This window comes from Mesorhizobium sp. M7A.F.Ca.US.005.03.1.1 (assembly GCF_003997975.1).
GTDB classification, from domain to species: domain Bacteria; phylum Pseudomonadota; class Alphaproteobacteria; order Rhizobiales; family Rhizobiaceae; genus Mesorhizobium; species Mesorhizobium ciceri.
On sequence record NZ_RZRO01000094.1, the window covers coordinates 1 to 25,872 of the forward strand.

Below are 25,872 nucleotides of genomic sequence, written 5' to 3' on the forward strand. Positions count from 1 at the left end.
GGCCTGGACTTCGGCGCGCGCGAGTTGATCGGACACTTTCGTGTTCTGCAAGTCCGCAAGGACCGCGCAGATCACAAGCACGGCCAACGCAATTGCCGCCGGCAAGTTGGCGGTCGAAAAAACCGCCTTTCTTGCACCATCAAAGTCAAAATCCGTTCTGCCCGACCGGCTCAATTGCGTTTCCTTGACAAAAAGCCCATCGGCCAACGTAGGATGAACTGTTTAAATTTGGACTTCCAATCTGCATAAAAGCTTCTGGTCTGTGCCACCAAGTTTCGAAAGGCTGCGCTTGGGCGCTGCGCGTAGTACCGTTGGGCCTGTGCCGGCCAGTCCTGCTGCGCCGAACAGCAGGGTCGTCCTGCTCGGGCGGAAGACGGGTAGGGAAAGCGAGACGGACAGCCTGGGAGAGGGGAGGGGCGAGATCGACATCAGGAAGATGGATTAGCCTACTACATGCTGTCATCGCTGGTTCGCACCGGGTCATCCGTCCATCTTCTGCTATGATCCCGACGCCGTGACGTTCGTCACGGCTCTTACCCACAGCCCTGACGCATCCTGGCCAGTGAGCTCTAAATTGGCCGCGCTTAACGATCCGGCTCGAACCAACTTGTCGTGCTGCCGCAAGGGTGCGTTACCCTGATCCATTCGCCGATGTCAGGCTCTTCGGCGTACGGGATGGTTACTGGTCCCCACGTCTTCGCAGCTTCAACAACATTTTCGGCCTGAACCTCGGCACGTTCCACAGCTTTGCCGTCGCGTATCAGCTCGACGGTGAAACTCTGCATAGATCGCACTCCTGTCGCGCAATCATATCCCAACCTCTACCCGAAAGGAAAAATCTGTTTTTTCGAAAGGAAATAGCTTCCCAAGGTCCTCGCGGCACAAAGCAGCTATTCGCAACAAAAGGGGCCCAGGTGGCCCAACGATGAAACGCATTTTGCTTTTCTTGTGCGGCGAAAGCATGATGGAGCGGGTGGCTAACAGCCGATAAATTTTGCCAACACATTGATTTCAAATCATAATTTTATGTTCCATAATGTATGTTATGCGACTTCTGGATGTAGCAGTTATATAGAGATGCGACACTTGAGCAATTTAGAGATGCGACAGTCCCCGACTTTCACAGCTCATGCTCTGGCCAACTCGAAGCTGGAAAGGAAGGCTGACGACTTCACACTGCCTGGCGTGAGACCGGGCGTATTGCGGAGCCGGCATGCCTTTGATCACCTTGTCGCAAAAAAGAGCTGCATCGTCTTGAAGCCATCCAGAAGATCCGCGACCGGCGGCTGAGCGTCCAGGCGGCGGAGCTTCTTCATCTCAGCCGCAGTCAGGTTCACCGGCTGTTGCAAGCCTATGACCAGGACGGCGCCGGCGGGCTGGAGTCGAAGGAGCGCGGCCGACCGAGCAATCGGCGCCATGATGAGGAGCCGCCGCCGCCGGCCGCGCCACCATACAGCGTTTCGGTCGCTTCGGTGTTGAATGCTATCCCCTGCTTGGGATGCAGCTCCAGGTCAAGAACTGCGGACTGTGACATTGACCACGGGGACCAGCGGCAACGGTTCGCCGTCTTTGCCGGTGAGTTCCGATTCGAACTTCTGGGTGCGGATGATTTCCTCGACCTGGCTGGTGAAATCGTCATGGCGCGCATCTTCGCCACGTTCTCTATCTTCACCTCGCCCTGATACGCAAAGGGCTTGGCCTCATAGAGCGGGTGCGCGTCGACCCATTCGAAGTACTCGCAACATGCCGTCCACAGCTTCTCTGGATCGATGATGATCGGGCTGCGGCCGTGTGAGCTACGGGCCTTCCAAAATTGGTTTCCTGCGGGTGCGGGCATTTGCGAAAATTTCGACGCTTTTACAAAGTTAACCAGCGGCCGGATTCGTACGGTTTTGTGACTTGCTGGATTGCCGATCACATGGTTTTTTTCCCACATCGTTGTGTGGGAGTGCGGGCGTGGGCGACGATCAGAAGGACGGTGTTCGGGTAGAACACATAGACGGCCAATGGGCGGTGCAGATCATCGAGGATGGCGTGACCACCCAACAGCTTTTCGACAACGAGGAATTTGCGAGGAGTTTCGCAGCCGGTCAAATCATCCGGCTCAACCTTAACCGGTCCGGCCAAAGCCAAAGCGGCCATGAGGTGGATGGCCCGCGAAACCATTCGTAAACCATGCCAACACGTAAATATTTTATGTCGAACCGATCGGGTTGCAGGAGGTTTTGGGCGGGTCTGCAACAAAGAGGCCCAGCCAATCCCTGCACCGCTTACCCATCTCGCCCGCCCTGTTGATCTCCTTCGGGATTGCCTGCGGAATTTGCGTCTGGGCGACATCGGATAAGCCAGTGAGCTTCTTTCAAGCCCAGGCGTCCCCGCAGCTGGAAATGCGCGGGACAGTCGGTAACCTTCAATAGATGGACGATCATCGATGCTACCGGCGGGCCGGTGCTGTCGGGGACGATCCGCTACCGGCTGCGCACGTCGTTCTCGCGCACGGGCAAGACCGCCACCTCTCGAATTGCGGCGCCACGGGGGATCGCGAATAGCGGGCCGGCAGCCGAGGGCGACGAGGTTCTACACGATCAGAACCTACTCGAAGGAATAAGTGAAACCTTCCTTGGAGGCGCCGACGGTGACTTTGGTCATCTTTTCGCCCTCGAGCGACCGGTTAAGCACGCCGCGGCTCAGTTCCGGCAGCAGCGTGTTGGTCAGGATGGCATCGATCATCCGCCCGCCGGATTCGATCTCGGTGCAGCGGGCCTTGACCAGATCCATGACACCGTCGCCGATCACCAGTTCCGCATCGTTGGTTGCCCGCAACCGGCGAGCGATCTTGGCGAACTGGTGGCCAGTGATCGCCTCGATCATCGAATCAGAGAGCGGATAGTAAGGAATGGTCACCACCCGGCCAAGGAAGGCAGCCGGGAAGACCTTCAGCAATGGGCTGCGCAAGGCGGTATCCAGATCGTCGAGCCCGGTCCGCAGCGTGCCATTCCTTGTGCGGTCCATGATGACTTCGGAGCCGACATTCGAGGTGAGCAGGATCAGGGTGTTCTTGAAATCGATCCGGCGGCCCTCGCTGTCGTCCATCATTCCCTTGTCGAAGACCTGGAAGAAGATTTCGTGGACGTCGGGATGCGCCTTCTCGACCTCGTCGAGCAGGATCACCGAATAGGGTTTTCTGCGCACCGCTTCGGTCAGGATGCCGCCCTTGCCGTAGCCGACATAGCCGGGCGGTGCGCCCTTCAGTGTCGAGACGGTGTGCGCCTCCTGGAACTCGGACATGTTGATGGAGATCAGGTTCTGCTCGCCACCGTAAAGCGTTTCGGCCAGCGCCAATGCCGTTTCGGTCTTGCCGACGCCCGAGGGGCCGCAAAGCAGGAAGACCCCGACCGGCTTTTCAGGCGCGCCAAGCCCGGCGCGGCTGGTCTGCACGCGTTTGGCGATCATCTCCATGGCGTGATCCTGGCCGACGACCCGTTCCGAAAGCGTGGCGGCGAGCTTGAGCGCCTTTTCGGTCTGGCTGGACAGCATCCGTCCGGTCGGGATCCCGGTCCAGTCCTGGACCACGGCGGCCACTGCATTGCGGTCAACCGAGGGCAGAATCAGCGGTGTCTCGCCTTGTGCCGCTGCCAATTCGGCCATCAGTGCGCGCAATCGGGCGAGATCGGCGGCAGGATCGGCAGCGGCCTGTGTCTCCGCGTCCGTCTGGGCGGCCTTGGGCGGCTCAGTCTCTGACGACTCCGCTACCTTGGTCGTTTCTGCGTTCGCCGCTGCCGGTTCGGCATCGGCCCCACCGGTGGCCGCATCGAGCGCCACACCCTCGCCGCGCAGCCTGGCGCGCAGTTCGAGTATCTCGGCGACGAGCACCTTTTCACGATCCCAACGCTGCTGCGCCGCAGCCAGGGCGATCTCGCTTTCGGCAAGCCCGGTGTCGACGCGCGCCTGCCGTTCAGCCACCTCGATGCCGATCGCGGCCTCGCGCCCGATGATGCCGCGCTCGACCTCCAGAGCCTGGCGGCGGCGCATGATGTCCTCGACCTCGGCTGGCGTAGCATGCTGCGATATGGCGACACGGGCGCAGGCGGTGTCGAGGAGGCTCACCGCCTTGTCAGGCAGTTGCCGTGCCGGGATGTAGCGATGCGACAGGCCGACTGCTGCCTCGATCGCCTCGTCGAGTATCTGCACCTTGTGGTGTTGCTCCAGAACCCCTGCCACACCGCGCAACATCAGAACGGCCACCGCCTCCGACGGCTCGTCGATCTTGACCACCTGGAAACGGCGGGTCAGCGCCGGGTCTTTCTCGATGTGCTGCTTATATTCGGCCCAGGTCGTTGCGGCGATGGTGCGAAGTTCGCCCCGTGCCAGCGCCGGCTTCAAGAGATTGGCGGCATCACCGGTTCCGGCAGCACCGCCGGCGCCAATCAAGGTGTGGGCCTCGTCGATGAACAGGATGACCGGCGTTTCGGACGATTGAACCTCGTCGATCACAGCCTTCAGCCGTTTTTCGAATTCGCCCTTCACGCTGGCGCCCGCCTGCATCAATCCGACATCGAGCATGCGCACGCTGACGCCTTGCAGCGTGGGCGGCACATCGCCCTGAGCGATACGCAAGGCAAAGCCCTCAACGACCGCCGTCTTGCCGACCCCGGCCTCGCCGGTCAGGATCGGGTTGTTTTGCCGACGCCGCATCAGGATGTCGACTATCTGCCGGATCTCCGGATCGCGGCCGACGACCGGATCGATCTTGCCCTCGCGGGCGCGTTGGGTCAGATCGGTGGCGAATTTCGCCAAGGCCGAATCTCCGCCCATGGTCCGCTTCGGCGTTTCAGCCGCGGGAACCGCGATGGCTGCGCCGCCTTCGAGCGAACCTTCCACGACATCGGCGAACCGCGCGACAACCGTATCGGCGTCGATCTTGTCGAACTCGCCGCTGATCTTCGACAGCAGGCCTTCCAGAACCGGGGTTTTCAGGCAGGAAAGCAGAATATGGGCGCTGCGGACTTCCTCGACGCCGAACTCCAGCGTCGCGAGGTTCCAGGCTTCCTGGATTGCATGGAAGATATGATCGGAGAATTCCTCGATCGAGGTTGCGCCATAGGGCAACTTGTCGACGGCACGGGTCATATCTGCCGTGAGCCGGCTGGCATCCAGTCCCGCATCGGCGATTATCATTTGCACATCGGAGCGGTCGGAAAGCACCAGCTGCTCGATGAAGTGAACGAGTTCGACGTAAGGATTGCCGCGCAGCTTGGCGCTATCGGCCGCGGCCTTGAAGGCGCGCACCCCGACAGGATCAAGCTTGCCGACCAGTTCCTTACGCTTGAAGCTCTGCGACGACCGGCGCTGTTCCATCGAACGTGCTCCTGCAATCTGCCAGCCGATAAACTGCCACAGATGCCGCCACTTGACAAAGTGCGTTGTGGACGAGGCCTCAATGCCTGGTTCAGCCAGCTTCCTCGTATTGTGGAAGTCTTGCACCACCGGCTGCAAACAACAGCGGAATTGCGCGCCCTGCGCGATGCATTTCTCATACGGATTGACAATTGCGCCACGGAGTTCGGTACTCGGCGGTGTTCAGCTTCTGTTAATTTTGGAGCACTCGTTGAATTGTGGTAAAGTGCACCGGTGTGATAACGTAGGGTCACATAAGGTTTGAGGGCCTTCGCTGGGGGTTGGTGTGATTGATCTCGCACTCTGGCTTTCTTCGCTAGACGGTGAGAATCCGTCCGGGGAAGATTTGCGCAACGACCCGGCTTTCCATGAGTTGGAGCGCCTGACCGAAGCCCAACTCAAGGTCGTCCACGACGGCAACAATAAGGCCGGCTCGCAAAGCACGATTCCAGTCGACTGGCCCGCTGTGCTCGCAAAGGCGGAGGAATTGCGCGCGCATGGCAGGGACTTGCGCCTGCTTGTCATCGTCACGCGCGCGCTGGCCAATGAAGACGGGCTGGCCGGATTGGCGCAAGGTCTGACGCTGATCGCGCAGACCTTCGATCAGCATTGGGACACCATGCATCCGGCTATGCGGCCCAACGCTTCGCCGCGCGATGCCGCCTTGCGCCGTATCAACGCGCTGATCGACCTGCAGAATGGTCAGGACGGGTTGTTGGCGAATCTGCGGCAAATGACGTTCTTCGCGCCGCGCGCAATCGGCCCGGTTCAGGGCAAGGACCTGGAGAAGGGTGCGCTCGACGATCGCGTCATGCTCCAGGAAGCCGCCTCGGGGCTGAATGCGGCGGAAAAAGCGCAGCTGGTCAGTGCGCACGGACAACTCTTGAATCGGGTGCGTGCCGCATGTGCGGCACAGATCGATCAGGCCAATGCGGAGATGGTCCAGCTCATCGCCGACGCCCGGGCGACGATCACGGCACTGGATGCGCTCGAGACTGCGCTCAACGCTCGTCTCGAGAGCAGCGGCACTCCCGTTCCGGACTTAAAACGGTTCCTGCAGCGTTTGCTGACGACACTTGAACGGAATTCAGCGGCCGGCGCGGTGACGAATGGCGCAGCCACGCAGGCGGTGCCGACGGAACTGGCAACGCCTGCTCGAAACGGTCATGGAGCCGATGCTATGGCAAGTATGGCAAGCTATGCGGACTCGAGCACGGGACTCCCCGACCGGATCTCCTCGCGCGACGACGTGGTGAAATGCCTCGACCTGGTCGTCGCCTTCTATGACCGTACCGAACCGTCGAGCCCAATTCCGCACCTGGCTCGGCGGGTCCGTCGGATGGTGCACATGGATTTCGTTGAACTGATGGAAGATCTCGCCCCTTCGGGGCTGAAGGAGTTCAGGCTGCTGGCCGGCGTTCCCGATGCCAAGAAGACGGCTCAGAAGGATGAAAGGTAACAACACATGCCAGCCGAAAGCAAAGCCAAGGTCATCGAACGAAATCGCGCGCCGCGGGTGCAGATCGCCTACGATGTGGAAACCTACGGCAGCCCGACGACGATCGAACTGCCGTTTGTCATGGGCGTGATGGCCGACCTTGCCGGTGCTTCGCAAACCAAGGAAGCGTCAAAGTCGGTGCTGGACCGCTCCTTTGTCGAGACCGACGCGAACCGCTTCCCAAAATTCATGGAGGCGCTCGGCCCCCGCGTCAAAGCGCGGGTGAAGAACACGCTGCCGCAGGCCGAGGGCCAGGAGCGTGACGAGGAACTGGCGCTCGATCTTACATTTTCCAAGATGGGTGATTTCGCCCCCGACAAGATTGCCGAGCAAGTTCCGCAACTGGCCGAGATCCTCAAGATGCGTCGACAACTCGAGGAATTGCTCGGCTTCATGGATGGCCGTGTCGATGCTGAAAAGCGCATCGCGCAGCTTCTGAACAACGAACCGCTTCTTGGCAAGATTGCCAGCCAGGCGCTGGCCGACGACGACAAGGTTGGGGAATGATCATGGCCGAACAGCAAAAGACCGCCTCAGTCGCCGCGGAGGCCGAAGCCATAAACCTCGATGAATTCAGCGGACTCCTCGAAAAAGATTTCAAGGTCAAGAAGGACGACAGCGAGAAGCTGCAACAGCTCGTGCGCAATCTCGCGCTCGCGGCGCAGTCCCGTTCCGACACCACGACCATCTCTTCCAATGCCATCAAATCGATCAAGTCGCTGATCGCCGGCATTGACAAGATGCTGACGACACAGGTCAACGAAATCCTGCACGCGCCGGAAGTGCGTGAGATGGAAGGCACATGGCGAGGGCTGTGGTATCTCGTCAACAACACCGAGACGGATCAGAAGCTGAAGATCCGGGTGATGAACATCTCCAAAGAGCAGCTGGCCGATACGCTTGAAGACTATGAAGGTCAGATGTGGGACCAGAGCCCGATCTTCAAGAAAGTCTACACAGACGAGTATTCGATGCTTGGCGGCGAACCAATCGGCTGCGTGATCGGCGCCTACGAGTTCTCCAATCACCCACGTGACGTCGGCCTGCTGCGCAACATCTCCGGCATCTGCGCTTCCGCGCATACGCCGTTTATCGCGGCCGCTTCGCCGCGCCTATTTCGCATGGACAGCTGGCAGGAACTGCCGAACCCGCAAGACCTGCAGCAGATCGTCTCCAACCCCGCCTATGCCTCGTGGCAGTCGTTGCGCGAGAGTGAGGACGCTCGCTACATCGGCCTGACCATGCCCCGCGTCCTGGCGCGGCTGCCCTACGGCACCGATACCGTTCCGGTGAAGGGTTTCACCTTCGAGGAAGAGGTGGAGGGCGATCACAACAAATATGTCTGGATGAACGCCGCCTTCCCGATGGGCGTCAACATCAACCGCAGTCACAAGCTTTTCGGCTGGGGCACGCAGATCCGCGGCGTGGAGAATGGTGGCACGGTGCTCAACCTGCCGGTGCATAGCTTCCCGACCGATGATGGCTCGATCGCGATGAAATGTCCCACGGAAGTCGCCATCGACGACCGGCGCGAGGCGGAACTGGCCAAGCTTGGCCTGATGCCCATCCTGCACCGGAAGAATACCGATCTCGCGGCCTTCATCGGAGCACACTCGCTGCAGGACGACGAAACGCGGGCGGGGCGGCTGGTCGACCCCGATGCACAGTCGAACGAGCGGCTGAGCGCCAACCTGCCCTACCTGTTCCCGGTCTCGCGCTTTGCGCACTACCTCAAGGCGATCGCGCGCGACAAGGTCGGCTCGTTCAAGGAGCGCGCCGACATGCAGATCTGGTTGACCGAGTGGATCAATCGATACGTGCTGGCCAACCCGGCCTTTGCCGACGACAAGGCACGCGCCAAGCGCCCGCTTGCCGCCGCCGAGGTCCAGGTGGACAGCGTGGAGGGGCGGCCGGGCTATTATAATGCCCGCTTCTATCTGCGCCCGCATTACCAGCTGGAGGGCATCAACGCGTCGCTCCGACTGGTCTCGGAACTACCGTCCGTTAAGACTTGATCGCAGCAACGACAACCTGGTTTTTTGAAAGCGGTGGAGAAACACAATGCCGACTACGAAGATTGATGGCTTCCTGAAGGTTCCCGATATCAAAGGCCCCAGCACCCGCGACGGCCACGATGACGAGATCGAAATCCATGGCGTCGACTACAAGATGGTCGCACCTTATGATCCCAATTCGCTGTCACGCCGTGGCCGCGTCTCCATGGGCATGATCAAATTCACCAAGCACTACGACAAATCATCGCCCTATCTGAAAAAGGCTTTGTTCGAAAACAAGGCCCTTGATGAGGTGGTGTTCTCGGCCCGCCGGACCATCGATGGCGAGACCAAGGATTACCTGGTCGTTACCCTCACCGACGCCTCGATCATGGAATACGACATGTCGCAGGCCGAGGATGAGGAAGACCTGATCCAGGAAGAGGTCAGCTTCGCCTACAAGAAGATCAAATTCGTCTATGACGGCAATGATGAAGCCGAAATGGATGTCTATGTCGGCAAGTGAGGTTCGGCGACCCGGCGCGGGCATGCAGCAGACCACTGGCAGCTTGCGGGCGAAAAGCGAAGCCGTCCAGCCGTCGCTTTGGGATCGTCTCGTCAATGATCTGCCGGGCCTGACCTCGGAAATAGACGGGCTGCGCCATGTCCTGCTCGACGAGCTTGGCGCGGACCGTCTCGACACACTCGTTGCCGGCAGCACGCGTGCCATCGACGCCGATGTGGTACTGACACCGGATCAGAAACGCCGTCTGCATCGGTTGGCCGTTCAGACCCAGCACCGCGTCGAAATCGAAAGCCGTGGCGTGGTGGTATCGGCGCGCGTGCTCAGGGAAGCGGTACGGCGTGACATCGAGGCGCTCTTCAACACAGAGCGCTTCGAGGCGACGCCGCTTCTTTCCGACCTGGAAAATGAACAGGTTGCGGACAATCCCCCTTCGCTTGCCGATTTCCCGGAGGTCCGCCGCAGCGTGGTCAATTACGGCGTGCCCTCCTTCTCGGGCCGCTCGTCGCGCGACTTCGATCGCGAGGTGTTGGCACGTGAGATCCGCATGGTGCTCGCGACCTTCGAGCCCCGCCTGAAGGAAAGCGCAACAAAGGTAACGGTCACGCTTGGCGACAACACCGTCGGCCTGAAGATCGAGATAGACGCCGTTCTGATCATGACCCCGACTCCCGAACGCATGCGCCTGCGCACCACGATCAATCTCGACAACGGTTTGGCGCGGACCGAAATTGGGGAGGCCTGAGATGGATCGGGTCTTCGTCGAATATTACGAGGAGGAACTGAGCCATATCCGCGCTCTTGCATCGGAATTCGCAGACATGCATCCGGCGGTGGCGCGCAATCTTTCCCTCGATACGGTGCCGTGTCCGGACCCATATGTCGAGCGCCTGCTCGATGGCGTAGCCTTCCTGGCCGCGCGCACCCGGCTAAAGGTCGATGCCGAGCGCTCGCGATTTTCCCGCAGTGTGCTCGACGTTCTCTATCCCGATCTGGTCACGCCGGCGCCGGCAACGGCGATGGCGGTGCTGAAACCCGGCCAGCAGGTCCAGACCATGCTGGCCGGCCACGTCGTCAAGCGCAACACACGGCTGGTTTCCAGCCTGCAGCCAGGCCTGTCAACGCGCTGCATTTTCTCAACCGCCCAGGAAATGACTCTATGGCCGATCGCGGTCACTTCGGTCAGCTTTTTTCAGGACCGCAGTGCGATGGCGATGGCTGGCATAGGACCGATCGGCGGTGTCAGCGGCGAGTCGGCGCTCCGCCTCACGCTGGCCAGGACCGGAAAAGGCAAGCTCGACGAACTGGCTCTCGACCGGCTTGACCTCTATTTTGCCGGACGCACCAAGGCGCCGCTACTGTTCGATGCGATTTTCGGCGCCTGCGCGGCCACAGCAGCGCGACCGGAAGGCAAGACCAACCCGCTGTCGCCGTTGCCGGCACCCGAGATGATCGGCATCAGCGACGACGAGGCCTTGATGCCGCGCACCCGCCCGACATTCGAAGGATACCGGTTGCTGCGCGAATACTTCATGATGCCCGAGCGTTTTCACTATGCACGGGTTTTGGGATTGCAGCCTGTCGTGCGCCAATGCGCGGCCGGACTCGAGATCATTTTCCTGTTCAAACGCACGGTTCCCGAGCTGGCCGATCTGACGCCGGCGGACTTCGAACTTTTCGCGACACCGATCATCAATCTGTTCGAACGCGAGTGCAACGTCGTCGAAGTCGATGAACGCAAGACGCGCCAGGTGTTGCATGCGGACCGGACGCGGGCGCGTGACTTCGAAATCTACCGGGTCATCCGCGTCGAGGACGCCGACACGGAAGGTAACGACGCTGAAATCCCCGAGCTCTTCAGCCTGGGTCAGAACGGCGGTAGTGGTTGGGTCTATTCGACCGAAAGGCGCCCTCGCCGCGCGATGGAGGAGGAGCGCCGCGAAGGCCTGACGCGAACGTCCTATACCGGGGATGACGTTTTCCTGGCCGTGTCCCGGCCGCTCGTAAGGCCGGCGACCCGGCCGCTGAAGCGGCTCGACGTGATGGCGCTTTGCACCAATCGTGATCTGCCGATCCTCGATGACAATCCGACGTTGACGTTAGAGGCCGGCGACCCGGTCGAAACCGTGAGGCTTCTTGGCGCCTTGCGTGCGCCGCAGCCAGCTATTCCTGCGGCACTGCCTGCTGGGGCCGACGGGGAATCGCGGGCCGATGATCTCGCCTGGCGGCTGGTGGCGCAGCTCGCGCTCAACTTTCTCAGTCTTGCCAAAGAAGGCCGCGGCATCGATCCCCTGCATGCGCTACTCGACCTTTATGCCGATCGCGGCGATCCAAGCCTTGCCCGAAATGTGCATTCGATCGTGCGTATCGACTCGCAGCCGGTCATCGAACGTCTGCAAATCGATGGACCGATGTGCTTTGGACGCGGTACCGAAGTCACGTTGCATGTTGATCAATCGGTCCTGGCCGGCCAAAGTACCTTGCTGCTTTCGGCCTTGCTGGCGCGGTTGTTTGCTCGTCACGCCGGGATAAACGGCTTCGTGCGAACTCGCACGCGGCTGCTGCAGAAGCAGGAGGATGTGCCATGGCCGATGACGCCCGGCAATCGCTACCTGATCTAGACACGCCCGGCCCGAACAGGGCCGAAGGTCTGTCCGAGACGTTCGACTTTTTCGAACTGCTGCGCCGCCTCGAACAACGGAACGGTCTGTTCGGCCATTCCGGCCGTCCCGACCGTGAGCCGGCACGGCTCGGCCAGCATGTGCGCCTAGCCTTTTCCGCACGGGACCTGGTTGTGTTCCGCGAAGCCCGCGATGCGGCACCGGCCCGGGTCACGGTGGCAAATTTTGGTCTGCTGGGACCCGAGGGTCCAATGCCGCTGCATCTGACGCGCTGGGTGCTCGACCGGCTCTCGCAACGCTGGTTCGCCGGCGCCGAGGCACAACTGACCAGCGACACGATGTTCGTCGACTTCGTCAACATTCTGCAGCACCGTATGATCGCCCTCTACTATCGGGCGTGGGCGGATGCGCACCCGGCCGTGCAGGCCGAACGCGCGGTCGGCGGGCGCGGTCGCGCCATGCTTGAAGCCATGGCCGGGATCGGACTTCCCGGCACGCAGGACCCCAATCTCGATACGGTGAAGCTTCGCCAGGCGGCTTCGCTGGCCAATCAGGTCGACGGCCCGGAACGGCTGACGCTGTTCCTGGCGGAAGCGTTCAAGGCGCCGGTACAGATCAAGGAGTTCATCTCCGCCTGGATAACAGTACCAACCGGTCTCCAGACCCGTCTTGCAAAGGCCTTTGCAGGGCTCGGCAAGGGCGCGACGATCGGCCCACGCGTTTTCAGCCGCCAAAGCAGGATCGAACTGCGTGTCGGCCCGCTGGGGTATGAGGAGTTCAAGGCGTTCCTGCCTGGCGGCGAGCGGCTCAAGCTGTTCAAGCAGGCCGTTCGCGACATGGTCGGGGAGTCGCTCGACGTCGATCTGCGCATCGTGCTTGCGCGTGAAGCCGTACCGCCGCCCCAAATCGGAGCGGTTCGGCTCGGGCGGACCGCCTGGCTTGCGCGACCCATCGAAAGGGGCGATGCTGACGACATGCGGCTGCGGACAATCGTCGGATGGCGGCCGGAAATGACGGGGGTCGCGGCATGAGCCTGCTGCTGACACTGGAGCAAGGGCCACGCACCCAGGCGGTGCGGCAGGCCCGGCTTGACGAGGGTGAGCTGGTGATCGGCCGCAGCGCGGACGCGGGTTGGCAGATCAACGATCCCGACATGTTCGTTTCAAGGGCACATTGCAAGATCTCTGGCGGGCGAGATGGATATTTCGTCACCGACACGTCGAGCAGCGGATTGTTCATAAACGACTCCGACAGCCCGCTCGGTGCCGGCAAGTCGACGCGCCTTCAAAGTGGCATGCGGCTGAGATTGGGCGACTACGTCGTCCATGTCGACCTGCAAACGCCAGCCACTCAAGCACCAGCGGCCGGCCAGCCGGTTTCGGAACGCGCGCCGCCAGCATCCCGGGCCCCGGTGAGCATCGGTCGCGATGACTTCTTTTCCGCCAAGGTCGAAGAAGAGCCGCGACGGCCACGTCCGGCCGATCTGCCGAACCCTTTCGAGCAGCCGGTTGCGGGTGCATTCGAACGTGCCAACTCCGACCAGCGCCACTCGGCCGCTTTCGATGACCCGTTCAGCCTCGATCCGGTTTCGACGCCGGTGTCGAAAAATCCCGCCCCTTATCGCGAACCGGGCGGCGCGGCGAGCCAAGCGGACCCGTTCAGCCTCGACGCGGTACCGTCCCCCGACCGCGCAGCCCAAGCCGCCCGTGACAAGCCGTCCGGAACCCATGATGACTTTGCTTTCGGACCAGCCGCCACGCTCAGTTCGGCGAACGGCGCCAGTTCGATCGAACAGCGCGAGCGCATCGCCCAGCGATCCCAATCAGCCAATCCCTGGGATTTGCCGGTGCAGCCCGCAGCTACCCCTGCTTCACCACGTGTGGGTGCTGCTCCCAAAGCCGCCCCGGCGCTGGGTGCGGCGCGGCCGGAGGAGATGGCGCTTCGCGCCGCATTCCTGCATGGCATGGGTGTCGAGGAAGCCGATTTCCCCGGACGCGACAGCATCGCGGAAATGGAGAAGTTCGGTCGCGAATACCGGATGATGATGGAAGGCCTGATGCAGCTTCTGCGCAAGCGGGCCGAGGAAAAGGGAAACGCGCGCGTCGCGCAGACCATGGTCGGGGCCTCCGAAGTCAATCCGCTCAAGTTCCTGCCGACCGTCGACGACGCCATCATAACGCTTATCGCTGAGCGCAGCCCAGGATTTCTCGGCGGTGAAGCGGCAATCACCGATGCGGTGCGCGATCTCGCGCAACATCACGTACGCGCCTGGCGAGGCATACAGACCGCCATGCGGCGGATGATCGACCGTTTTGACCCGGTAGTGATCGAGGAAGAGCTGAAATCGAATTCCGCGATCGGAACCCTTCTCTCTGGGGGGCGGGGCGCCAAGCTGTGGGAACTTTACCAGAAGCGCCATCGTGAAATCGCCGAGAGTGCTGAAAAGAGCTTCCTTGGCGAAATCGGCGCTGATTTTCGAGATGCATATGAGGAGGAGTGAGAGATGATTGATCGACGTGAATTTGTTGTTGCCTTGGGCGCGACAGGGTTGCTTGCGGCTTGCCAGAGTGGTCCGCCGAAACCATCGGTGATCACCGTCAACGTAAACGGCGGTGCTGGCATGAACCCGGGACCAGGCGGCGGCGACCGGCCGGTAACGATCCTGGTGATGCGGCTGAAAAGCACCGGCAAATTCAATTCCGCCGACTATTTCGCGCTGCAGGGGGATGCCGGCACGGCGCTGGCGGGCGATCTCATCGGATCCGACCAGATTTCCGTCGGGCCGGGAAAATCCGCATCCAAAACCATCACGGTCGAGCCGGACGCGACGGCGCTGGGCTTTGTTGCTCTGATCCGCGAGCCCGGCGGCCGGAACTGGCGGACAACTAAGTCGGTGTCGTCGGGATCGAAATTCACGATCAACGTCACGCTTGGCAGCGGCGGCATTTCCGCCTAGCGGCAAAGGGCAAGGGGAGCTCGATGCAGAGAGTAGCGGCATGAGCAATGCAAACAGGGTGCTATGGTCCGAAGGGCTTTTCCTGCGGACCCAGCATTTCCAGCAGCAGGATCGCTTTTTCGAGGCGACGGTGCGCGGCGCGTTGCAGGCCGGGCAATTGCATACGTTCGGTTTCCAACAGCTGACGCTGGACCAGGCGTTGCTGGAAGCCGGCCAGATCTCGATCCTGTCCGCGCGGGGCATCTTTCCGGATGGGACACCTTTTTCCATCCCGGACATGATGGACGCGCCGCGACCGCTGCCGGTCACCCCTGACACGGGCGCCGGACCGGTGCTGATCGCCTTGCCGCTGGAGCCTCCGGGCGGTGTCGGCTTCGATCCGGCACACGCTGCCGCCTCGGGTGCGCGATATCATGGGCGGATCGTTTCGGTGCGTGACGCCGTCCAGGGCGGTTCAGACCCTGAAGAAATCGAAATTGCCCGGCCGCAGGCGCTGCTGCTCGCACCCGGCAAGTCGGTCGGTGGCTACACGGCCTTGCCGATAGCCGACCTCAAGGGGATTCGAGCCGATGGCGGCGTCTCCCTGGACGAGACCTTCCTGCCACCGACCTTGGTTACGGGCGCCGTGGCCTGGTACCGGCAATTGCTGCTGGAAGTTGTCACCGGCCTCGACCAGATCGCCGAGGCGCATGGCAAGATGGTCATGGGCGGACCTGGGCGCAGCGTCGAAGATTTGCTGATGCTCAATCTCGCCAATGCGGCACGTCCGCGGCTGGCCCACATGCTGGCTCAGGATGTGTTCCATCCAGCCGAGCTTTACCTGGAACTTGCCGGTCTCGCCGGTTCGATGGCGACCTACGGATCGAGCGCGCGGCGGCTGGGCGAGTTGCCCGCCTACGATCACATGGCGCCTGGCCCCGCCTATTCGGCGCTGGCGGATGCGCTGCGCTCGCTCATCCTCAGCCTGCGTTACATCGAGCCGAAATCGCGTGCGCTGCCTGTCATGCGGCATTCGACCAATGTCTGGAAGATCCGTATCGACAATCCGAAGCTGCTGGTGGCCAGCCGGATCGTCATCCGGGTCGGTTCGGAGTTGTCGGAAGACGCGCTGCGCAAGATATTCGTCAATCAGGCAACCGTCGGCTCGGCCGACCAGTTCGAGGGCCTGTGGAAATCGCGCTTGCCCGGCATTCCGCTGAAACCGCTTCATTCCCAGCCGCGCGAGATTCCTTACGATGGCGATCGGTTATGTCTGGAACTGGACCAGAAAAGTGAGCACTGGGCGTCGCTGCTCGACGCTCCCGGCTTCGTCATCGGCGTTTCGGGCGTGTTGCCAAGCGAGCCGCAGGTGGACTGCTATTCGGTGAACAGGTGAGATCATGAGCCGCGATGATCCGTTCGGACTGTCGGAGGATCGCGAACGCACCCGCATTCGATTGACCGGCGCGCCGATGCCGCGGCCGATGGCGCCACCTTTGCCGAGCGCGTCGGTAAAGCGCTCCCGCACCCATCCGAACGCACTCGTCAACGCATTTGCGCCCTTGCTCGAATTCGGTCCCGAGCTTGAAAGTGCGCTGCCGCCGGACAATCCGGAAGCATTGCGTACCCGATTGCTCGAAGAACTGGTCCGGGCACGCGACACGGCTATGTCGGTCGGATCCTCAATGGAGCGCGCCGACCAGGCGGCCTGGGTGGTGGCGGCGTTGCTCGACGATCTGGCCCTGAACACGCCATGGGGCGGCGCCAGCGCCTGGCCGCGGCAGCCGCTTGTGGTCATGCTGCGCGGCGATGTCGATGCCGGCACGCAGTTCTTCACCCGTCTCGACGAACTCGAGCGCCATCCCAACCGTGATCGCGAATTGCTGGAACTGCAGTATCAATGCATGGCGCTTGGCTTTCGTGGCAAATATCGCGTGTCGGCCCGATCCGGCGACCGCTCGCTCAATGCCGTTCGCGTGGCGGCGGCACGCTTCCTACGCGATGCCGACGCCGAAGGCGCGCCACTGTCGCCAAACTGGAAAGGCGTGATCGCATCTGACGAGCCGCAGCGCTTCATCGTTCCGATCTGGGTCATGGCGCTCGGTGCGGCGGTTGCAGCCATGACAATCCATGTCGGGCTCTCGATGGCACTGAGCAGCCAGGCGGTCGAGCTCTCCGCACTTGTTCGCGCGCTGCCGCCGCCCGCGCGCGGCGACATCACCCGCACGTCGCCCAAAGTCGATGCCCCGCCGCCGGAGAAGGTGGATTTTGCGCTGTTGCCGGAATTTCAGGCCGGGGCGCCCGCCGACCTCAAATCCGCCCTCAGCGGCACCGAAAGCGTTTCGCTGGCCAAGCTGACGATCCAGGCCTCCAATCCCGAACTGTTCCAGTCGTCACGGCCACAACTGACCGAAGGCTTCGAGCCCCTGATCGGGTCGCTCGCCAAGGTGATCCTCGCCAACCAGGAGCTGATCGGAAACATCACCGTCGTCGGTCATACCGACAGCGTTCCCCTGCAAAAGACCAATCCGCTGTCGACCAACCAGCGACTGTCGGAGGCTCGCGCCCAGACGATTGCCGACATGCTGGTCCAGAACGGAGTGCCGCGGGATCGCGTCCATTCCGAGGGCCGCGCGGCCACCGATCCAGTCGCCACCGACAGCACGCGCGAGGGGCGGGCCTTGAACCGCCGCGTCGAGGTGCTTGTCGAAAAGAGGCTGTGAGATGTTCATCCTGCGCTTCCTTTGGGCTGTCCTGACATCACGCTGGCTATGGACGCTGATCGGCCTCACGCTGCTTTCCCTGGTCATCTGGGTGTTCGGTCCGATCGTCAGGGTCGGTCCCTATGAACCGTTCGCCTCTGATAACGTGCGCATCGTCATCATTGCGCTGCTGGTCATCTTCTGGCTGATCTGGCTGATCGTCGCCCAGCGCCGGGCGATCCGCGCCAACCGTATGTTCGTCGCCGAGATTGCCGCGCCGGTGGTGGAAAAGCCGCTCAGACCCGGCGAAGAGAATGTCGCGGCCGTCGGTGCCAAGTTCGCCGAGGTGATGGCCGAACTGAAGCGCCGCAAGCTGGGCGGACGAAAGTTTCTGCGCGAAATGCCATGGTATGTGATCGTCGGGCCGCCGGCCACCGGCAAGACCACGGCCTTGCGGCAGTCCGGGCTGAATTTTCCGATCGACCTCACCGACGACCTGCAGGGGGTCGGCGGCACGCGCAACTGCGACTGGTTCTTTTCAGAACATGCGGTTCTGATCGACACGGCCGGCCGTTATGTCCAGCAGGAGAGCCAGCCCGATGTGGACGCGGTTGAATGGCTGGGCTTCCTCGACCTGTTGAAAAAGCACCGCGGACGCCGCGCGCTGAATGGCGTAATCGTCGCGCTTTCGATCGACGTGCTTTGGGAGGGCGATGAAGCCATCAAGGCGCACGGCCGCAAGATCCGCCGCCGGTTGGCCGAACTCAACGACCGGCTCGAAATCCGCCTTCCGGTCTATCTGATGCTGACCAAGGCCGATCTGATCAAGGGCTTCGAGGCTTTCTTCGGCGGCTTGTCCACGGCTTCGCGCGAGCAGGTATGGGGGACCACCTTCGCGCTGGAAGCGCGTGTCGATGCCAAGACCATTGAACGGGAAATTTCCGCGCTGGCGACGGAACTTGAGCGGAGGCTGGTGCCGCGGCTGGAAGATGAGGACAAACTCGCCGCCCGTGCCGAGATTTTCCGCTTTCCCGCCCAACTGGCAAGCCTGTCCGAACCGATACAGGTGCTGGTCGAGGCAATGTTCGGCGAAAGCCGGTATGAAGAGGTCGCCTGGCTGCGCGGGCTCTATCTGACATCAGCGACGCAGGAAGGAGCGCCCATCGACCGGCTGACCGCGGCGCTGTCTTCGTCCTTCGGCCTGCCGCCGCGACGGGCGCTGCCCGCACCAAGGGTCGAAAAACGCAGCTTCTTCCTGAAGAACCTGCTGACCGAAGTCATCTTCAAGGAAGCGGGCCTCGGCACGTTCGATCCGCTGGCGCAACGGCGCCGCGCCTGGATCTGGCGGGGTGCGGCAGCCGCTTGCGCGGCGGCGGCATTGTTGGCCGGCGGGTTGTTCACCTGGTCCTATTTTGACAACCGCAACGCGATAACGGCCCAGGCAGGCCAGTTCGAAGCGCTGCAGACGCCGCTGACCTCCGTCGCTGCAACGCCGGCATCGGTGGAGCAGCCCGCCATGGACGGCGCGCTCGGTGCGATGGACGCGGTCGCAACCGCCCGGACAGCACCGCCTGGCGCCGCACAGGATCTGCTGGGACCATCGGCCTCCGCGGAAATGGTGCGGGCGCAGACCGACACGTACGATCATGCCCTGCGCAATGTTCTTGAGCCGCGCATGATCGCCTTGCTCGAAGCGACGATGTGGCGGCAAATCCGCGACCCGGATTTCATGCTCGGAGCGCTGAAAACCTATCGCATGATGACGGGCCTGTCTCAGATGGATCCCGATTACGCCCAAGACTGGTGGGCGAACAGCTTGCCCGAATTCGCGGCCGCGGCACCATTTCCGACCGCCGATGCCGAAGAGCATCAGCTTGCCGCCATCCGCCGGATGACGGTCGACGAGAGCTATGTCGCGCCCGACCAGGCCCTGGTTGCCGAAGCGCTGAAAACGGTGTGCACCATTTCGTTGCCGGCGCGCGCCTACAAACAGTTGCTGGCCGATCCGGCAGTGGCCGGGCTCAAGGAGTGGGTCCCGGCGAATTTCGCCGGCCCAAACGGCGGCAAGGTGTTTGCGCGGCGTTCCGCCAAGACGCTTCGCGTCGGCATTTCCGGCGCCTTCACCTATGCCGGCTTCCACGACGTCATTCTCGATCGCATCGACGATGTCGCCGCACAGGCCGCGCTCGATCGTGCCGTTTTCGCTGGCGGCTGCTCAGAGAACTCCGAAACCTCGGTCTCGGCGCTGTCCGAGGATATTCTGAAGCTCTACTATGACGACTATATCGCGCAATGGGACAGCTTCCTGCGCGACATGAGGCTCGCGCCATTGACCGATCTCATCGTCGCCAGTGAGAACCTCAAGGATCTTTCGAGCGCCGATTCCGCGCTGAAGCGCCTGCTGACGGCAGTGGTGCAGGAGACGGAGCTCACCCGTTCGGATGACGCGCCCGCCGGAGATGACAAGGCGGCAGCCAAAGGCGGCTCGAAACTGCTCGGCAAACTGGGCAAGCTTGGCAAGATAGTGAAAACAGGGGCAAAACTGTTGCCACGGGCGGGTTCGGCCAGCGAGGTGGACCTGACCGGCAATCTTGTGGCCGAGCATTTCAAACCACTCAAGAGCACCATTGCCGAGGTCGATGGCCAGCCGCCGGCACTGGATGCTGCGGTCGTCGCGCTGACCGCACTTTCCAACGTGCTGCAGACGGTCACCGCGAACCCCAATCCGCAGGATGCCATCAAGAAGCAGGGCGGCCTTGCCGAACTGACGGGAGCGGTCGCCCGGCAGGCACAGATCCTGCCCGACCCTATCAGCAGTTGGCTGGGCGGGATTGCCGGCGACACCAGCAATTTGACTCAGAAGGCGGTCACTTCGGAGCTCAACGCCATCTGGCGGGCCGATATCCTGCCTTTCTGCCAGGCGGCGCTGAACGACCGCTATCCGTTCAGCGCCGAGAGCGCGGTGGACGTCAACGTGCGGGATTTCGCAAGGCTGTTCGGACCGGCCGGGCTGATCGACGGTTTCATCAACGACCACCTGATCAACTATGTCGACATGACCAGCCAGCCGTGGAAGTGGCGCGCCGATTTCGGCCTTGATGCTTCGGCCCTGGCGGCATTCGAGCAGGCCAGGCATATCCGCGACGATCTGTTTGCGGGCGGCAGCGGACCGGTGATGAGCTTCACGCTTGAACCGAAGGACCTGTCTCCCAACGTCACGCGCGTCACGCTCAATCTCGATGGCCAGAGCCTCGTCTACTACAACAACGCAACGCGGCCGCAACCCATGACATGGCCCGGCAAGGACGGCACGGGCGTCATCTCGCTCGCCTTCCAGCCGATCGACGGATCGCCTGAAATAATGCTTAACGAAACCGGCAGCTGGGCGTGGCTGAGGATGCTCCGCAGTGGCCGCTTCGCCAGCACTTCGCTGACCGATGTCTACAGCCTGCGCCTGGGCACGAAAGGCATGTATGCCGATTTCGAGCTCAAGGCCGCCAGCGTCGAAAATCCGTACAACCTCGAAATGTTCAAGAAGTTCACATGTCCACCGCAGATATGATCATCGGCTTCTTCGGTAAGATTCCGGCAACTGGAGACTTCGTCTCCGCGAACCTGCCGCGGACTTTCATCGACCGCTGGGACCGCTGGATGTCGATGGAATTGCGCGAGAGGCCAGACGAGGGGGAATTAGATTCGCGTGTCTGGCGCTTCATAGTCAAGGGCGGTATTTTCGGCGAACAGCCCTGCTCCGGCGCTTGGCGCATGAGCGAGGATCGCGTCGGCCGCCGTTATCCGTTCGCCATCGTGCGGCTGGGTCCGCCGCCGGAGCCGGGCGACCCGTGGTACGATGCAGTGGCCTCGCTTCTTCAGAACTGCGTCGACAACTACTGGGCGCAGACCCGGCTGGCCCAAAGCCTTCAGACTTTGCCACGTCCGGGCGGCGCCGCCGCGACCGACAAGATCGCATTCTGGAGCGACGACTGGGAGGTCAGGGAGTTCGGCTTCGCCGACATCCACGACCTTGCTCAAAATGGCCTGCCAGCGATGCGCGGCACGGCCGGAGACGGCGGAGTCCTGAGCCATGGGTAACACGGTCTACGCCGACAAGATGGGCTTCTTCCACCAGGCAAGCGGCGGCAAGGGCGTCGCGCCCGGCGACGTCTGCCTCAGCCCGCCGCCGCCGCCGGCGGGACCGGTGCCGGTTCCATATGTCAACATGCTTTCGGCCAGCGATCTCATCAAAGGCAGCAAGAGCGTCAAGGTGCAGGGAACACCGACGGCGCTGGAGAACTCTTCCGAAGTGGCGCTGAGCACGGGCAACGAAGCGGCCACGCCAGGACTAGGCGCCGGCGTGGTCACCCATCGCATCAAGGGCAAGGGCTCGTTCAAGCTCTGGTCGTTCACGGTCAAGGTCGAGGGCAAGGGTGTCTGCCGCCACGGCGATCCGATGGAGCAGAATACCGCGAGCCCGCTGCCGAACACGGTCGACGTGTCCGCCATGGTCGACTTCTCGGTGGTGCTGGGCAAGGACGCGATGAAGGAGGACTGCCCGCGCGACTACAAGTACTCGGAGGACTATACCCCCACGACCGAGACCCAGCGCGCTTCCGTGCAAGGGCAGACCTGCTGGCAGTGCAAGAAGGACCGTGCCAACATCCTTCGTCGGGCTTCAGGCCCAGCCAAGGACAAGGCGCTGAAGGACATTGACAAGAAAATCAAAAGGCAGACTGACGGTAAGGTCACGATGATCGCCGATCACCAGCCGCCGCAGAAGACCGCGTGGGAGATGGGAGCGTGCCACGATCCGGGCAGCTTCGCCCAGCGGATGCGCGACCTTCCGTGCCAGCCGCATTGTCATGCTCACAGCATGGAGCAGTCCCAAGATATGCGGGCACTGGATCGCCGCGAGCTTTACGATGCGATGAACAAGCACATTGGCGGCCTGGGCATATAGAGATATGAAATGATCTCGATAACGCATCAAGACATTTATGATCGTTGGACAAACGAGCTGAAGATCGTCGTGCCACCAATGCTGGAATGGTGGCGTGACCTTCATGCGCAGGAAGTCAACAGGGAGGTTGTCGACGCCCGCTGGCCGGCGGGACCAGCGAGTCATCCTCGAGTCATTGCCCTGTTTCGGAAGTACTACTTCGAAACGACGCGACTGAACGACTCGCTTTCGGGCGGCGGGCCGGAGCACGGGAGTGAGATGTGGGGCTCCGAGGCCAAGCAGTTGTCCGAAGAGAGCGAGGGGGACGGTCCGGTCCCACCCGTAACGTTGCTCCTCTCGTGGCTGGACGACACCGAGCCCGAGTTGGCGGACTTCATGAGGACGTTCGACTTCATTCCCATCGGGGAAGATCCGGAATTCGAGGAGTCCTGAGCGATGGCACTGCTCGTCAATCACAACATCCAGAACGGGACCTACCGGCTGCTGCGTGCGCCCGGTGACGTCCGAGGCCGCGCGGAAGAGGCGGCGCCGGGGACCGGCGCGGCCGGACATCGCGGCCTGTTCGCCGCCTATCTGCTCGATTTCGTGGACGTGTTCGCTGTCGCGTCCGAGACATGGAACGCGAGTGTCCAGGAGCGTATGGAGACCGGCCTGCCGATGGGCGAGGCAATCCTCCGAACGATCGAGGCCAAGGGGATTGCCGGCCCCGCCGGCCACCCGAGAGTGGTCTGGCTCGTGCGCAAGTACTGGCTTGCGTGCGACGAGGAAAACCGGCGTTCGGTGTCGAGCGCGGTGCCTCCCGAAGTGTTCCTTCTCGAGTGGCTGATCCAGGGCGGCCATGACGACTATGCGACGCTGCTGACCGCGATGCCCTACTGGCCGATCGGCCTCGACGAACACGGCAACTGGTGCTGAGCGATGGCGTTCGCGGTCGGGATAGAGAATCGCACCCCGTTCGCCACCGCAACACATGTGCAACTCGACGCCGACGGCCAGGAAATCCTGGTCGTCATGTTCTCGGCAAGCTTCGATGCGCTCGACGGCGCACCGGCGATGGACGTTTGCGAAGACCAGATGCCGGTCGCGCTCTGGGATATCCCGTTCGGCGATCCAGCCAATTCCTCCAATCGCTACGAAGCCGATATTGCGCCGCATAAGCCGGCCGCCGAAATCCTTGTCAACGGTTCGGCGCACGCGCCGAACGGCCGTCCGGTGACGGAGATGCAGGTCGGTTTCCGCGTCAGTGGCTTGCAAAAAGTGCTCAACGTCGTCGGAGACCGCATCTACGACGCCGGCGGCTTCAGCGCGCCGGCCCTGTTCCGAACGATGCCGATCGTTTACGAGCGCGCCTATGGCGGGACGCTGCCAGATGGTCGGCTTGACCGACGCAACCCGGTCGGCGTCGGCTATCACCATGCCTCCTCCGCCGATCCGGCAGTGCGCACACAAGCCCCGAATGTCACCTATCCCGCTGAACCTTGTCTCAGCCCCTCCGATCGACCCAGACCGGCCGGCTTCGGCCCGCTCGGGCGGGGTTGGATCCCGAGACTGCCGCTCGCCGGCACCTACGATCAAGCCTGGATCGACACGCAGTGGCCCCTGCCTCCCGGGGATTTCGATCCGCGCTACAATCTGTGCGCCCCGGCGGACCAGCACCTGCCGGCAATCCATGGCGGTGAGACTGTCACGATCATCGGCATGACACCGAACGGCCGCTGGGCCTTCCGCCTGCCGCGCATCGTTGCGCCTGTGCGGCTGATCTATGACGACCGGGTCGAGGAACGTCCGTTTGCCGCGGACACGGTGATTGTCGAGCCGGATCTGTGGCGCGTCACACTGAAAGCGCGCTTTTCACACATGACAAAACGGAACACGCCGGCGCTGCGGGAGATCGTCTTCGGCCATGTCACGCCCGCCTTTCTCATGGCCCGGCGCAAGCGAAAGATCTATCTCAGCCCGCGTGGCGGTGACGGCACCGTCGACCGCGCCGTGTGGCAGCCATGAAGTGGCCGCTCTACGTCGCCGGTGGCGGCGCCGTCACGCCCGCCGGGCTGAATGCGCGGCAAACGATCGCGGCCATTCGGGCAAGCCTTTCGGCCTTCGAGGAAATCACGCTCGCCGAACCGTTCGGAGTGCCACAGGTAGTCGCGCGCATACCCACTCATTGGCACCTGCGCCGCAACGAAGGCGAATGGCTGGTCAACATGGCCGCCCGAGCTATCAACGAAGCGCTCGGCACGGGCGAACCGGGGGTCGCGGCGGCCACCGCGCTGCTCATCACGACGCCAGAGAGCTTTCGCAACCATCCGGCTTTCGTTGATATCCCGGCGCGCGATTTCCTGGCCGCGGTTGTCGACGCAACAGGCCTGAGGTTCCACCGCGCCTCGTGCGTCGTCGACGGCGGCGCGGCGGCAAGTGTGGGACTGATAGAACGGGCGATTGCACTGATGGAGGATCAAGGCGCCGCACAGGTGCTGCTCGGTGGCGTCGACAGCCTCGTCAACCACACCGACCTCGGCCGGCTCAGCCGGACCGGGCGTTTACAGGGCGCGGACAACGCCCAAGGAGTGATTCCTAGCGAGGCGGCGGTCTTCGTGCGGCTGCTCCGGGAACCCGGCCGCGGGCCTGTCGTGGCCGCCATCCATGGCATCGGCATGGCCCAGGAGACTGACAGCATCCTTTCCGAGCGCTACAGCCAGGGCCGCGCCATGCTCGGCGCGCTGCGCGACGCCGTTTCGGGATCGGGACCATCGGAACCCGACATCGATTTCGTCGTCTCGAACGGCAATGGCGAGCGCTATCATGGCTGGGAGATGCTGATTGCCCGACCGCGCTTCTATCGCACGCACCGCACCCTGATGGCGACGGCCTATCCGGCGATGACGGTCGGCGACACCGGCGCGGCCAGCGGCGCGCTGGCGCTGATGCTGGCCGCCGACAGTCTTGTCCAGAATTATGCGCCGGGATCGATTGCCATGTGCGAAGTCGCATCCGAGAACGGATTGCGCGCCGCCGCCGTCGTGGCGCGGGCGAACCGCCGATAGATTACAGCCATGCCGGAAACCGGCGCGTCCTTCGCCAGTCGGCCAGCGGCGTATCGGTTGCCGCGATGGCCGCGCGCAACGCGTCGAGCCGCAACCGGCGCATCGAATGGAAAGGCGTGCGGCCGCGCCCGCCCCGTCCCTCGTCCCACCAAGCAGCAACGCGATCGGCGACAGGCAACGGGCTGTCGTTCAGATATTCAA

The 25,872-nt window shown here is 62.5% G+C and carries 23 protein-coding genes and 1 pseudogene; 19 read left to right on the forward strand and 5 right to left on the reverse strand.

What is annotated here, in order from left to right; genetic code table 11:
* Positions 1-584: 584 nt before the first annotated feature.
* Positions 585-785, reverse strand: coding sequence for a hypothetical protein (locus EN990_RS28075; RefSeq protein WP_013525315.1), 201 nt, complete (start codon positions 783-785; stop codon positions 585-587).
* 459 nt (positions 786-1,244) lie between these two features.
* On the opposite strand from EN990_RS28075, the pseudogene EN990_RS28080 reads away from it, so the two are divergent.
* Positions 1,245-1,427 (forward strand): annotated as a pseudogene (locus tag EN990_RS28080) (helix-turn-helix domain-containing protein); the annotation flags it as partial.
* Here EN990_RS28080 and EN990_RS28085 read toward each other — a convergent pair.
* The 3 genes from EN990_RS28085 to tssH all read right to left on the reverse strand — a co-directional run bounded on the left by EN990_RS28085 (position 1,352) and on the right by tssH (position 5,358).
* Positions 1,352-1,918, reverse strand: coding sequence for a DNA-packaging protein (locus tag EN990_RS28085; RefSeq protein ID WP_245459456.1), 567 nt, complete (start codon positions 1,916-1,918; stop codon positions 1,352-1,354). The pseudogene EN990_RS28080 and the gene EN990_RS28085 sit on opposite strands and share 76 nt — an antisense overlap.
* Complete coding sequence (locus EN990_RS35840) at positions 1,915-2,166, reverse strand: hypothetical protein (RefSeq protein ID WP_164753874.1); 252 nt, start codon at positions 2,164-2,166, stop codon at positions 1,915-1,917. The genes EN990_RS28085 and EN990_RS35840 overlap by 4 nt, the downstream gene beginning before the upstream one ends.
* 426 nt (positions 2,167-2,592) lie before the next feature.
* Positions 2,593-5,358: a type VI secretion system ATPase TssH gene (gene tssH / locus EN990_RS28100; RefSeq protein ID WP_127388448.1), complete on the reverse strand. Its 2,766-nt coding sequence runs from the start codon at positions 5,356-5,358 to the stop codon at positions 2,593-2,595.
* Between the two features lie 325 nt (positions 5,359-5,683).
* Here tssH and tssA point away from each other — a divergent pair, with 325 nt between their 5' ends.
* The 18 genes from tssA to EN990_RS28190 are packed head-to-tail and all read left to right on the forward strand — an operon-like array spanning position 5,684 to position 25,671.
* Entirely contained in the window at positions 5,684-6,856 is a 1,173-nt protein-coding gene (tssA, locus tag EN990_RS28105; protein WP_127370297.1) for a type VI secretion system protein TssA, read from the forward strand.
* A 6-nt stretch (positions 6,857-6,862) separates the two neighbouring features.
* The gene (tssB, locus tag EN990_RS28110; protein ID WP_013525309.1) at positions 6,863-7,402 is read left to right on the forward strand and encodes a type VI secretion system contractile sheath small subunit; all 540 of its coding nucleotides are present in this window, start codon (positions 6,863-6,865) and stop codon (positions 7,400-7,402) included.
* Positions 7,403-7,404: 2 nt separating this feature from the next.
* The gene (tssC, locus tag EN990_RS28115; RefSeq protein WP_024504477.1) at positions 7,405-8,910 is read left to right on the forward strand and encodes a type VI secretion system contractile sheath large subunit; all 1,506 of its coding nucleotides are present in this window, start codon (positions 7,405-7,407) and stop codon (positions 8,908-8,910) included.
* Positions 8,911-8,956: 46 nt separating this feature from the next.
* Complete coding sequence (locus EN990_RS28120; RefSeq protein ID WP_013525307.1) at positions 8,957-9,415, forward strand: Hcp family type VI secretion system effector; 459 nt, start codon at positions 8,957-8,959, stop codon at positions 9,413-9,415.
* The gene (gene tssE / locus EN990_RS28125; protein WP_013525306.1) at positions 9,402-10,157 is read left to right on the forward strand and encodes a type VI secretion system baseplate subunit TssE; all 756 of its coding nucleotides are present in this window, start codon (positions 9,402-9,404) and stop codon (positions 10,155-10,157) included. The genes EN990_RS28120 and tssE overlap by 14 nt, the downstream gene beginning before the upstream one ends.
* Position 10,158: 1 nt before the next feature.
* Positions 10,159-12,033 (forward strand): type VI secretion system baseplate subunit TssF, encoded by a 1,875-nt coding sequence (gene tssF / locus EN990_RS28130; RefSeq protein WP_024504478.1) that lies wholly within the window; start codon positions 10,159-10,161, stop codon positions 12,031-12,033.
* Positions 11,997-13,064, forward strand: a complete 1,068-nt coding sequence (tssG, locus tag EN990_RS28135; RefSeq protein WP_127388449.1) for a type VI secretion system baseplate subunit TssG — start codon at positions 11,997-11,999, stop codon at positions 13,062-13,064. Before tssF ends, tssG begins: the two co-directional genes overlap by 37 nt.
* Positions 13,061-14,533, forward strand: a complete 1,473-nt coding sequence (gene tagH, locus EN990_RS28140) for a type VI secretion system-associated FHA domain protein TagH (RefSeq protein WP_027163186.1) — start codon at positions 13,061-13,063, stop codon at positions 14,531-14,533. Before tssG ends, tagH begins: the two co-directional genes overlap by 4 nt.
* Before the next feature lie 3 nt (positions 14,534-14,536).
* The gene (tssJ, locus tag EN990_RS28145) at positions 14,537-14,989 is read left to right on the forward strand and encodes a type VI secretion system lipoprotein TssJ (RefSeq protein WP_024504481.1); all 453 of its coding nucleotides are present in this window, start codon (positions 14,537-14,539) and stop codon (positions 14,987-14,989) included.
* 40 nt (positions 14,990-15,029) lie between these two features.
* Entirely contained in the window at positions 15,030-16,364 is a 1,335-nt protein-coding gene (gene tssK, locus EN990_RS28150) for a type VI secretion system baseplate subunit TssK (protein ID WP_013525301.1), read from the forward strand.
* A gap of 4 nt (positions 16,365-16,368) precedes the next feature.
* On the forward strand, positions 16,369-17,691 hold the full coding sequence (gene icmH, locus EN990_RS28155; RefSeq protein WP_127371267.1) for a type IVB secretion system protein IcmH/DotU: 1,323 nt from the start codon (positions 16,369-16,371) through the stop codon (positions 17,689-17,691).
* 1 nt (position 17,692) lies between these two features.
* On the forward strand, positions 17,693-21,232 hold the full coding sequence (gene tssM / locus EN990_RS28160; RefSeq protein WP_127388450.1) for a type VI secretion system membrane subunit TssM: 3,540 nt from the start codon (positions 17,693-17,695) through the stop codon (positions 21,230-21,232).
* Positions 21,229-21,762, forward strand: coding sequence for a type VI secretion system-associated protein TagF (gene tagF, locus EN990_RS28165; RefSeq protein ID WP_063173916.1), 534 nt, complete (start codon positions 21,229-21,231; stop codon positions 21,760-21,762). The genes tssM and tagF overlap by 4 nt, the downstream gene beginning before the upstream one ends.
* Entirely contained in the window at positions 21,755-22,627 is an 873-nt protein-coding gene (locus EN990_RS28170) for a DUF4150 domain-containing protein (protein ID WP_063173917.1), read from the forward strand. The genes tagF and EN990_RS28170 overlap by 8 nt, the downstream gene beginning before the upstream one ends.
* 9 nt (positions 22,628-22,636) lie before the next feature.
* Positions 22,637-23,059: a hypothetical protein gene (locus EN990_RS28175; RefSeq protein WP_063173918.1), complete on the forward strand. Its 423-nt coding sequence runs from the start codon at positions 22,637-22,639 to the stop codon at positions 23,057-23,059.
* A 3-nt stretch (positions 23,060-23,062) separates the two neighbouring features.
* On the forward strand, positions 23,063-23,542 hold the full coding sequence (locus EN990_RS28180) for a hypothetical protein (RefSeq protein ID WP_127370108.1): 480 nt from the start codon (positions 23,063-23,065) through the stop codon (positions 23,540-23,542).
* Between the two features lie 3 nt (positions 23,543-23,545).
* Complete coding sequence (locus tag EN990_RS28185) at positions 23,546-24,631, forward strand: DUF2169 domain-containing protein (RefSeq protein WP_063173920.1); 1,086 nt, start codon at positions 23,546-23,548, stop codon at positions 24,629-24,631.
* Positions 24,619-25,671 carry a hypothetical protein gene (locus EN990_RS28190; RefSeq protein ID WP_127388451.1) on the forward strand — a complete coding sequence of 351 codons (1,053 nt, stop codon included), beginning with the start codon at positions 24,619-24,621 and terminating at the stop codon, positions 25,669-25,671. The genes EN990_RS28185 and EN990_RS28190 overlap by 13 nt, the downstream gene beginning before the upstream one ends.
* 1 nt (position 25,672) lies before the next feature.
* Here the strand turns inward: EN990_RS28190 and EN990_RS35610 are convergent.
* On the reverse strand, positions 25,673-25,872 hold a 200-nt coding region (locus EN990_RS35610), incomplete at its 5' end, for a hypothetical protein (RefSeq protein ID WP_206526359.1).

What these genes read in the sequence shown, in the direction of transcription:
- EN990_RS28075 (WP_013525315.1), bottom strand. Translation starts at nt 785, where the DNA reads ATGCAGAGTTTCACCGTCGAGCTGATACGCGACGGCAAAGCTGTGGAA.
- EN990_RS35840 (WP_164753874.1), bottom strand. Translation starts at nt 2,166, where the DNA reads ATGGTTTCGCGGGCCATCCACCTCATGGCCGCTTTGGCTTTGGCCGGA.
- tssH (WP_127388448.1), bottom strand. Translation starts at nt 5,358, where the DNA reads ATGGAACAGCGCCGGTCGTCGCAGAGCTTCAAGCGTAAGGAACTGGTC.
- tssB (WP_013525309.1), top strand. Translation starts at nt 6,863, where the DNA reads ATGCCAGCCGAAAGCAAAGCCAAGGTCATCGAACGAAATCGCGCGCCG.
- tssC (WP_024504477.1), top strand. Translation starts at nt 7,405, where the DNA reads ATGGCCGAACAGCAAAAGACCGCCTCAGTCGCCGCGGAGGCCGAAGCC.
- EN990_RS28120 (WP_013525307.1), top strand. Translation starts at nt 8,957, where the DNA reads ATGCCGACTACGAAGATTGATGGCTTCCTGAAGGTTCCCGATATCAAA.
- tssE (WP_013525306.1), top strand. Translation starts at nt 9,402, where the DNA reads ATGTCGGCAAGTGAGGTTCGGCGACCCGGCGCGGGCATGCAGCAGACC.
- tssF (WP_024504478.1), top strand. Translation starts at nt 10,159, where the DNA reads ATGGATCGGGTCTTCGTCGAATATTACGAGGAGGAACTGAGCCATATC.
- tssG (WP_127388449.1), top strand. Translation starts at nt 11,997, where the DNA reads ATGGCCGATGACGCCCGGCAATCGCTACCTGATCTAGACACGCCCGGC.
- tagH (WP_027163186.1), top strand. Translation starts at nt 13,061, where the DNA reads ATGAGCCTGCTGCTGACACTGGAGCAAGGGCCACGCACCCAGGCGGTG.
- tssJ (WP_024504481.1), top strand. Translation starts at nt 14,537, where the DNA reads ATGATTGATCGACGTGAATTTGTTGTTGCCTTGGGCGCGACAGGGTTG.
- tssK (WP_013525301.1), top strand. Translation starts at nt 15,030, where the DNA reads ATGAGCAATGCAAACAGGGTGCTATGGTCCGAAGGGCTTTTCCTGCGG.
- icmH (WP_127371267.1), top strand. Translation starts at nt 16,369, where the DNA reads ATGAGCCGCGATGATCCGTTCGGACTGTCGGAGGATCGCGAACGCACC.
- tssM (WP_127388450.1), top strand. Translation starts at nt 17,693, where the DNA reads ATGTTCATCCTGCGCTTCCTTTGGGCTGTCCTGACATCACGCTGGCTA.
- tagF (WP_063173916.1), top strand. Translation starts at nt 21,229, where the DNA reads ATGATCATCGGCTTCTTCGGTAAGATTCCGGCAACTGGAGACTTCGTC.
- EN990_RS28170 (WP_063173917.1), top strand. Translation starts at nt 21,755, where the DNA reads ATGGGTAACACGGTCTACGCCGACAAGATGGGCTTCTTCCACCAGGCA.
- EN990_RS28175 (WP_063173918.1), top strand. Translation starts at nt 22,637, where the DNA reads ATGATCTCGATAACGCATCAAGACATTTATGATCGTTGGACAAACGAG.
- EN990_RS28180 (WP_127370108.1), top strand. Translation starts at nt 23,063, where the DNA reads ATGGCACTGCTCGTCAATCACAACATCCAGAACGGGACCTACCGGCTG.
- EN990_RS28185 (WP_063173920.1), top strand. Translation starts at nt 23,546, where the DNA reads ATGGCGTTCGCGGTCGGGATAGAGAATCGCACCCCGTTCGCCACCGCA.